Origin of the sequence: Pseudomonas protegens, assembly GCF_003732485.1 — a bacterium.
Taxonomy (GTDB): domain Bacteria; phylum Pseudomonadota; class Gammaproteobacteria; order Pseudomonadales; family Pseudomonadaceae; genus Aquipseudomonas; species Aquipseudomonas protegens_B.
Genome location: NZ_MOAK01000080.1, coordinates 518,963 through 527,713 on the forward strand (window position 1 = coordinate 518,963; position 8,751 = coordinate 527,713).

Annotated in this window: 10 protein-coding genes and 1 pseudogene; 9 read left to right on the forward strand and 2 right to left on the reverse strand. The window is 61.4% G+C overall.

Annotated elements, in window-relative coordinates:
- Positions 1-419, reverse strand: a 419-nt coding sequence (rph, locus tag BLX41_RS36100) for a ribonuclease PH (RefSeq protein WP_259740842.1), incomplete at its 3' end; no start/stop codon positions are given.
- Between the two features lie 272 nt (positions 420-691).
- Here rph and BLX41_RS23725 point away from each other — a divergent pair.
- The 6 genes from BLX41_RS23725 (at position 692) to BLX41_RS23750 (ending at position 5,981) form a co-directional block, all read left to right on the forward strand.
- Positions 692-1,555: a YicC/YloC family endoribonuclease gene (locus tag BLX41_RS23725; RefSeq protein ID WP_123726836.1), complete on the forward strand. Its 864-nt coding sequence runs from the start codon at positions 692-694 to the stop codon at positions 1,553-1,555.
- Positions 1,556-1,565: 10 nt separating this feature from the next.
- The gene (gene gmk / locus BLX41_RS23730) at positions 1,566-2,186 is read left to right on the forward strand and encodes a guanylate kinase (RefSeq protein ID WP_123726837.1); all 621 of its coding nucleotides are present in this window, start codon (positions 1,566-1,568) and stop codon (positions 2,184-2,186) included.
- Between the two features lie 167 nt (positions 2,187-2,353).
- Positions 2,354-2,617 (forward strand): DNA-directed RNA polymerase subunit omega, encoded by a 264-nt coding sequence (gene rpoZ, locus BLX41_RS23735; RefSeq protein WP_007921129.1) that lies wholly within the window; start codon positions 2,354-2,356, stop codon positions 2,615-2,617.
- Positions 2,618-2,674: 57 nt separating this feature from the next.
- Positions 2,675-4,780, forward strand: coding sequence for a bifunctional GTP diphosphokinase/guanosine-3',5'-bis pyrophosphate 3'-pyrophosphohydrolase (gene spoT, locus BLX41_RS23740; RefSeq protein WP_123726838.1), 2,106 nt, complete (start codon positions 2,675-2,677; stop codon positions 4,778-4,780).
- 24 nt (positions 4,781-4,804) lie between these two features.
- Positions 4,805-5,185: a RidA family protein gene (locus BLX41_RS23745; protein ID WP_007921133.1), complete on the forward strand. Its 381-nt coding sequence runs from the start codon at positions 4,805-4,807 to the stop codon at positions 5,183-5,185.
- 55 nt (positions 5,186-5,240) lie between these two features.
- Entirely contained in the window at positions 5,241-5,981 is a 741-nt protein-coding gene (locus tag BLX41_RS23750; RefSeq protein ID WP_123726839.1) for a hypothetical protein, read from the forward strand.
- Positions 5,982-6,104: 123 nt separating this feature from the next.
- Here the strand turns inward: BLX41_RS23750 and BLX41_RS23755 are convergent, their stop codons facing one another.
- Complete coding sequence (locus BLX41_RS23755) at positions 6,105-6,962, reverse strand: NAD-dependent epimerase/dehydratase family protein (protein ID WP_123726840.1); 858 nt, start codon at positions 6,960-6,962, stop codon at positions 6,105-6,107.
- Positions 6,963-7,152: 190 nt separating this feature from the next.
- Here BLX41_RS23755 and exbB point away from each other — a divergent pair, with 190 nt between their 5' ends.
- The 3 genes and pseudogenes from exbB to BLX41_RS23770 all read left to right on the forward strand — a co-directional run.
- Positions 7,153-8,157 carry a tonB-system energizer ExbB gene (gene exbB, locus BLX41_RS23760; protein ID WP_123726841.1) on the forward strand — a complete coding sequence of 335 codons (1,005 nt, stop codon included), beginning with the start codon at positions 7,153-7,155 and terminating at the stop codon, positions 8,155-8,157.
- Between the two features lie 6 nt (positions 8,158-8,163).
- A complete protein-coding gene (exbD, locus tag BLX41_RS23765) occupies positions 8,164-8,592 on the forward strand; it encodes a TonB system transport protein ExbD (protein ID WP_102862272.1) in 429 nt (142 codons plus the stop codon).
- Positions 8,589-8,751, forward strand: a pseudogene (locus BLX41_RS23770) (energy transducer TonB); the annotation flags it as partial. The gene exbD and the pseudogene BLX41_RS23770, both read left to right, overlap by 4 nt.

Genomic DNA, 8,751 nt, shown 5'->3' on the forward strand with positions numbered 1-8,751 from the left:
TCTACCAGGGCCACCATGGCACCTGTGATCGACGCGGTACGAGTGCCGCCATCGGCCTGAATCACATCGCAATCGACATACAGAGTCACGTCGCCCAGCTTGGACATATCCAGTGCGGCACGCAGGGAGCGACCGATCAGGCGCTGGATTTCCAGGGTCCGGCCGCCTTGCTTGCCACGGCTGGCTTCACGCTGGTTACGCTCGCCGGTGGCTCGCGGCAGCATGCCGTATTCGGCTGTCAGCCAACCCTGGCCCTGGCCCTTAAGGAAGCGCGGTACGCCATTTTCGACACTGACAGTACAAATCACCTTGGTATCACCGAACTCGACCAGTACAGATCCCTCGGCGTGTTTGGTGTAGTTGCGGGTAATGCGGATCGAGCGGAGCTGATCGGCAGCGCGACCACTTGGACGTTTCATAGGGGAACACCTGTACGAGGACGGAAAACTGCCGAGCATTATAAAGCCCGCAACCGCACCAGGGCACGCCTAAAACGGCCAAAGGCACATTTACACGTCAGATCGGTCCTGTAGCGACGACCTGCAGCCCATTGTCAGCGCCAGGGATTGGGGCCTCCGGCCGCACTGCGCTACAATCCTGCGCCTTCGTAGCCTGTCGGCTTCAATTCATCACTATCAGGCCCGCTCAATCCACTTGGGGTTGGCGCCGGCGCTGAATCGGAGGTACCTCCATGGTGCACAGCATGACCGCCTTCGCCCGAGTCGAACGGGCCGGCACTCAGGGCACCCTGAGCTGGGAATTGCGCTCGGTCAACAGCCGCTACCTGGAGCCGCACCTGCGTTTGCCGGAAGCCTTTCGCGACCTCGAAAGCGCAGTCCGTGAAGCCTTGCGCCAGGGCCTGTCCCGGGGCAAGCTCGAATGCACCCTGCGCTTTACTGAAGAAACCACCGGCAAGCCGCTGCAGGTCGACCGTGAGCGTGCGGCACAACTGGTGGCCGCTGCCGAATCCGTTGCGAGCCTGATCAAGCAGCCGGCAGCCCTGAACCCACTGGAAGTCCTGGCCTGGCCCGGCGTGCTGGTGGCCGACGCCACTGACCCGCAAGCCTTGAACAGTGACGCCTTGGCCCTGTTCAATCAGGGCCTGAAAGAGCTGAAGAATGGCCGCGAGCGTGAAGGCGCCGAACTGGCCCGCCTGATCAACGAGCGCCTGTCCTCCATTGAAGAAGACGTGGCGACCTTGCGTGAACTGGTCCCGCAAATGCTCGCGACCCAGCGCCAGAAAATCCTCGACCGCTTCACCGACATGCAAGCCGAGCTGGACCCAGCCCGTCTCGAACAGGAGATGGTCCTGCTAGCGCAGAAAAGCGACGTCGCCGAAGAGCTGGACCGCCTGAGCACCCACATCATCGAGGTACGCCGTGTGCTCAAGTCCGGCGGCGCTGCCGGTCGGCGCCTGGACTTCCTGATGCAGGAGCTCAATCGCGAAGCCAACACACTGGGCTCCAAGGCCTTCGACCCGCGCAGCACCCAGGCTGCGGTCAACCTCAAGGTGTTGATCGAGCAGATGCGCGAACAAGTGCAGAACATTGAGTAAGGCAACTGACATGACCCACAGCACCGGCACCCTGTACATCATTTCCGCCCCGTCGGGCGCGGGCAAAAGCAGCCTGGTCAAGGCCCTGACCGACGCCAACCAGGAGATCCGCGTCTCGGTCTCCCACACCACCCGCGCCATGCGCCCAGGTGAAGTGAATGGCGTGAACTACCACTTCGTCGAACGCAGCGAGTTCGTGAAGATGATCGAGCACGGCGATTTTCTCGAACGCGCCGAAGTCTTCGGCAACCTTTACGGCACCTCCCAAAGCCACCTGCAGCAGACTCTGGATGAAGGCCATGACCTGATTCTGGAAATCGACTGGCAGGGTGCCGAGCAGGTGCGCAAGCTGATGCCTCAGGCACGCTCGATCTTCATTTTGCCACCGTCACTGCAGGCCCTGCACCAGCGCCTGACCAACCGCGGGCAGGACAGCGACGAAATCATCGAAGGGCGGATGCGTGAAGCCGTCAGCGAAATGAGCCACTACGTCGACTATGACTACCTGATCATCAACGACGATTTCGCCCACGCGCTGGACGATCTGAAAGCAATTTTCCGCTCCAATCAGCTGCAACAGAAACGTCAGCAGCAGCGCTTTGGCAAATTGCTCGCCGAATTGCTTGGTTAAACAGCACTTCCCAAAACCGCTGCAAGCGCTTTACATTGGCACTTGCAGCGCGTTGAAGAGCTTGGTCAAAAAATCAGCGCTTCCCTAAACGCTGGTGATTTTTTAAACTGTTGAGTCCGCTCGCCCATCCGGGCAGCGCGCATATTGCATTTGCTACGAGGAAGACCATGGCCCGCGTAACCGTTGAAGACTGTCTAGAACACGTGGATAACCGCTTTGAGCTGGTCATGCTCTCTACCAAGCGTGCCCGTCAACTGGCAACCGGCGGCAAAGAGCCGAAAGTAGCATGGGAAAACGACAAGCCTACCGTTGTCGCCCTGCGCGAAATCGCTGAAGGCCTGATCGACTACGCAGCTATCGCCGAAGCCGAAATCGTTGAAGATGAACCGCTTTTTGCTGCTTTCGAGGACGAGTCCAACGAGGCCGTCTGAGCCTATGCCTGGTCGACGTAGCACGGCGCGGGATCACAGCTTACGGCAGGAGACATCATGCCGAGCATAGACGCCCTCGCCGATCGCTTATCGACCTATCTCGGCACGGACCAGGTCAATCTGGTCCGCCGAGCGTATTTCTACGCCGAACAAGCCCATGACGGTCAGCGCCGTCGCAGCGGCGAGGCGTACGTCACGCACCCACTCGCGGTAGCGAACATTCTTGCCGATATGCACATGGACCATCAGAGCCTGATGGCCGCGATGCTGCATGACGTGATCGAAGACACCGGAATCGCCAAGGAAGCGCTCAGCGCGCAGTTCGGCGAAACCGTGGCCGAACTGGTGGATGGGGTCAGCAAACTGACCCAGATGAATTTCGAAACCAAGGCCGAAGCCCAAGCGGAAAACTTCCAGAAAATGGCCATGGCCATGGCTCGCGACATCCGCGTGATCCTGGTCAAACTGGCCGACCGCCTGCACAACATGCGCACCCTGGAAGTGCTGTCCGGCGAAAAACGTCGGCGGATCGCCAAGGAAACCCTGGAGATCTACGCCCCCATCGCCAATCGCCTGGGCATGCACAGCATCCGCATCGAATTCGAAGACCTGGGCTTCAAGGCGATGCACCCGATGCGTTCCGCGCGGATCTACCAGGCGGTCAAGCGCGCCCGGGGCAACCGCAAGGAAATCGTCAACAAGATCGAGGAATCCCTCAGCCACTGCCTGGCCATCGACGGCATCCAGGGCGAGGTCAGCGGTCGCCAGAAGCACCTATACGGCATCTACAAGAAGATGCGCGGCAAGCGTCGGGCCTTCAACGAGATCATGGACGTCTATGCGTTCCGCATCATCGTCGACAAGGTAGACACCTGCTATCGCGTACTCGGCGCTGTACATAATTTGTACAAGCCGCTGCCGGGACGCTTCAAGGACTACATCGCCATTCCCAAGGCCAACGGCTATCAGTCGCTGCATACCACGCTGTTCGGCATGCATGGAGTACCGATCGAGATCCAGATTCGTACCCGGGAAATGGAAGAAATGGCCAATAACGGCATCGCCGCCCACTGGCTGTACAAATCCAGTGGCGACGAACAGCCCAAAGGCACTCACGCTCGCGCCCGTCAATGGGTCAAAGGCGTGCTGGAAATGCAGCAACGCGCCGGCAACTCCCTGGAATTCATCGAGAGCGTGAAGATCGACCTGTTCCCGGACGAGGTCTACGTGTTCACGCCCAAAGGCCGGATCATGGAGCTGCCCAAAGGCTCCACCGCGGTGGACTTTGCCTATGCGGTGCACACCGACGTCGGCAACAGCTGCATCGCCTGCCGGATCAACCGGCGCCTGGCCCCGCTGTCGGAACCCCTGCAAAGCGGTTCCACCGTGGAGATCGTCAGCGCCCCGGGCGCACGACCGAACCCGGCCTGGCTCAACTTCGTGGTCACCGGCAAGGCCCGCACCCATATCCGCCACGCTCTCAAGCTGCAGCGCCGCTCCGAGTCCATCAGCCTCGGCGAACGCCTGCTGAACAAGGTGCTCAACGGCTTCGACAGCTCCCTGGAAAAAATCCCGGCGGAACGTATCCAGGCGATTCTCCAGGAATACCGCCTGGATCTGATCGAAGACCTGCTGGAAGACATCGGCCTGGGTAACCGCATGGCCTACGTTGTGGCGCGCCGCCTGCTGGGCGAAGGCGAGCAACTGCCAAGCCCGGAAGGCCCGCTGGCGATCCGCGGCACCGAAGGCCTGGTCCTGAGCTACGCCAAGTGCTGCACCCCGATCCCCGGCGACCCCATCGTCGGCCATCTGTCCGCCGGCAAAGGGATGGTGGTGCACCTGGACAACTGCCGCAATATCAGCGAGATCCGCCACAATCCGGAAAAATGCATCCAGCTGTCCTGGGCCAAGGATGTCACCGGCGAATTCAACGTCGAACTGCGGGTCGAGCTGGAACACCAGCGCGGCCTGATCGCGCTGTTGGCCAGCAGCGTCAACGCCGCCGACGGCAACATCGAGAAAATCAGCATGGACGAACGCGATGGTCGCATCAGCGTGGTCCAACTGGTGGTCAGCGTGCACGACCGCGTGCACCTGGCCCGCGTGATCAAGAAACTGCGCGCCCTGACCGGGGTCATCCGCATCACCCGCATGCGTGCGTAGCCCGTCCATTACAAGGAGTCATTCATGACCAAGACAGTTATCACCAGCGACAAGGCCCCTGCCGCCATCGGAACCTACTCCCAGGCCATCAAGGCGGGCAACACCGTCTACATGTCGGGCCAGATCCCTCTCGATCCAAAAACCATGGAACTGGTTGAGGGCTTCGAAGCCCAGACCGTCCAGGTGTTCGAGAACCTCAAGTCGGTGGCCGAAGCTGCTGGTGGTTCGTTCAAGGACATCGTCAAACTGAACATCTTCCTCACCGACCTGAGCCACTTCGCCAAGGTCAACGAGATCATGGGCAAGTACTTCCAACAGCCTTACCCAGCCCGCGCCGCCATTGGCGTGGCTGCCCTGCCAAAGGGTGCACAGGTTGAAATGGATGCCATTCTGGTCATCGAGTAACACCCGCGGCGCAGCCCTCAAGGCTGCGCCGTTTTCGTTCTGAAAGGATTTCGTCATGCGCCAAGCGCTAGCTGTTTCGCTGCTCGCCGTATTGCTCGGCGGTTGTGCCAGCGACCCCGCCAAAAACGATGTAGGCGGCATCTGGATCAATCAGGTAGCGATCGACGCAGCCTCCAAGGGCGGCCCTTTGCGTGAAGCCCTCCAGGCTTACGGCCCGAACCTGGAATGGGAGCTCAACACCAAGGCTGGCCAGGCCCGCTACACCAACGGTTTCGAAACCGTCGAAGGCAAGATCGTCGGCGACGGTTCCAGCACTGCAAAAGTCGAGTTCTATGGCAGCGCCGCCACCGACTTGAAACGCAACGGCAAGCAACTGCTGCAAGTGGCCAACGACAACGAGCCCGAGCAGGTATTCGACCGCCCCAAAGACCCCGCCCCCGAAGGTGCGCCATTAGGCGCCAACTTCGAGCGTGCCTTGTACTCGGCCTATCTGGGTGGCAAATGGAAGATCGTCAATGGCCCGGGCCTGGGCAACGAAGTGCAGTTCCAGGCCAACGGTGCAGTCCAGGGCCTGCCGGGCGCCGATCGCTACGCCTTGTGCCTGGCCGGCGACTGCGCCTCCATGAGCGGCGGCAACGACAGCATCTGGCTGCAGCTCAACGGTCAGGGCAACTCCTGGATCTTCATGCGCAAGGATCAACAGTTGGAGATCTTCCAGGCAGTGAATGCCGCCCTGGCGGATGAAGTGCCCTCGCTGACACCGGGCAGCCAGCAGTGGTTGCTGGAAAAACAGTAACCACCCTGTAGCCCCTGCCGCAGGCTGCGACAAGGTCCGCGGGACCTTCTGCCTGATCGGCAGCGGCGTCTCCGTGGACCCCGGTCGCAGCCCTGGCCGCGACCACAAGCCACCCGGTCAACATTAGCCCTGCGTTGTCAGAATCGCCGCATAACCCTCGCGATAACTCGGATAGCGCGGCACCCAGCCCAGCGCCCTGGCCCGGGCGTTGCTGCAACGCTTGCTACCGGTACGACGCACGCTGGCGTCATCTGCCCACTCGGTAACACCCAAGTAGTCACGCAACCAGTCCACCACCTCTGCCAGTGGCGCGGGCGCGTCGTCCACACCGATATAGCAGTCATCCAGCGCCGCGCCGCTGCGGTCCGCCTTGAGCAGGAACGCCAACAAGCCCGCGGCATCGTCCGCATGGATACGGTTGCCGTAAAGCGGCGGATCGATCGCCACGCGATAACCGCGACGCACCTGGGTCAGCAGCCACTCGCGGCCAGGGCCATAGATGCCGGTCAAGCGCACCACGCTGGCAGGGATACCGCCGCTCACGGCCACCTGCTCGGCTTCCAGCATCAAGCGGCCGGAATAGGCCTGGGCCTCGGCCACGGAGGTCTCGTCGACCCACTCACCGTCCTTTTGCTCGTAAACACTGCTGCTGGAGACGAACAGCAAGCGCTTGGGCGCCTGGCCACGCTGCTTGAGCCAGGCCAGCACATGCTGCAGCCCTTCTACATAGGCGGCGCGATACCCGGCCTCGTCATGTTCGGTGGCCGCCGCGCAATACACCAGATAGTCCGGCGCTACCTCAGGCCATTGTACTGGGCATTGCTCGCTGAACAGGTCACCCGCAACGCCCACCACCCCCTGCGGCAAGCGCGAAACGTTGCGACGCAGGCCATAAACCTGCCATTGCTCGGCCAGCAATTGAGTCGCCAGGCGACTCCCGACATCGCCGCAACCGGCGATCAAAACAGAGGGGGAGGACATCAGAAAACTCCTTTCAGAAAGGTCAAGACTAGCCTCGGCGCGGGACGAACGGCTAGCAATCAAGGAAAAAAAGATACTCTATTACTTCTGTTAACAAGAATTACTTGCAATAATGCTCACCCATTTTGTTCTCGGCCCTGCGAGGCCTAGAAGGACATTTCACCCTTTTTTCCTCTCAGGTCCGGCCAGCATGACAAGCAATCAACTCTCCGTCTCGCCAACCAAACGCCCAAGCCCGCTGCGCGCCGTGAGTGCGATTGCAGCGCTACTGTGCAGCCTGCTGCTGGCACCGACCGCAGCCTTCGCCGACCAGCACGCACCGGCCCCCGCCGCAGCCCCTGCCGCGACCGCACCGGCCGCCGAGCATCCGGCCGCCGACCCAACTGCTCCCGTCTCCACCCCAGTTGCAGGCGAACCGGCTCAGGCCGAAGGCCAGCCAGTGCTTGGTGAAGACGCTCCCGAAGTCCTCGAAGCCGACAACAGCCTGGGCATGGCCCACGATCTGTCGCCATGGGGCATGTACCAGAACGCCGACATCATCGTGAAACTGGTGATGATCGGTCTGGCCATCGCTTCGATCATCACCTGGACCATCTGGATCGCCAAAGGCCTTGAGCTGATGGGCGCCAAACGCCGTCTGCGCAGTGAAATCGCCGCGCTGAAAAAGGCCACCACCCTCAAAGAAGCCAGCACCAGCGCATCCAAGGAAGGCACCCTCGCCCACCTGTTGGTGCACGACGCCCTCGAAGAAATGCGCCTTTCGGTCAACAGCCGTGAAAAAGAAGGCATCAAGGAGCGCGTCGCGTTCCGCCTGGAACGCCTGGTAGCCGCCTGCGGCCGCAACATGAGCAGCGGCACCGGCGTACTGGCCACCATCGGCTCTACTGCACCGTTCGTCGGTCTGTTCGGTACCGTTTGGGGCATCATGAACAGCTTCATCGGCATCGCCAAAACCCAGACCACCAACCTTGCCGTGGTTGCCCCGGGCATCGCCGAAGCCCTGCTGGCCACCGCCCTGGGCCTGGTTGCAGCAATCCCGGCGGTCGTCATCTACAACGTCTTCGCTCGTTCCATCACCGGCTATCGTGCCCAGGTGGCAGATGCCTCGGCAGAAGTCCTGCTGCTGGTCAGCCGTGACCTGGATCACCAGCCGACCGAGCGCTCCGCACAACCGCACATGGTGAAAGTGGGGTAATCAGCCATGGGCTTGCATTTGAAAGAAGGCGCAGGCGACGACCTGGCCGAAAACCACGAAATCAACGTCACGCCGTTCATCGACGTGATGCTGGTGCTGCTGATCATCTTCATGGTGGCCGCCCCTCTGGCCACTGTGGACATCAAGGTCGATCTTCCTGCCTCCAGCGCCAAGCCGGCGCCGCGCCCCGAAAAACCGGTGTTCCTCAGCGTCAAGGCCGATCAACGCCTGTTCCTGGGTGAAGACGAGGTCAAGGCCGAAACCCTCGGAGCCATTCTCGACGCCCGCACCCAGGGCAAGAAGGACACCACGATCTTCTTCCAGGCTGACAAGGGCGTGGACTACGGCGACCTGATGAGCGTGATGGACACACTGCGGGCCGCCGGCTACCTGAAAGTCGGCCTGGTCGGACTTGAGACGGCAGCCAAGAAATGATCACGACGCGCCAAAGACTGACGCGTTACAGCGGTAGCCTGGCGGTGGTGCTGGGTGTCCATGCGGTGGCGATCCTGCTCGCCCTCAACTGGTCCAAGCCACAGCCGATGCCCATTCCACCACAAGCCATGGTGGTCGAACTGGCGCCTGCCCCTGTGC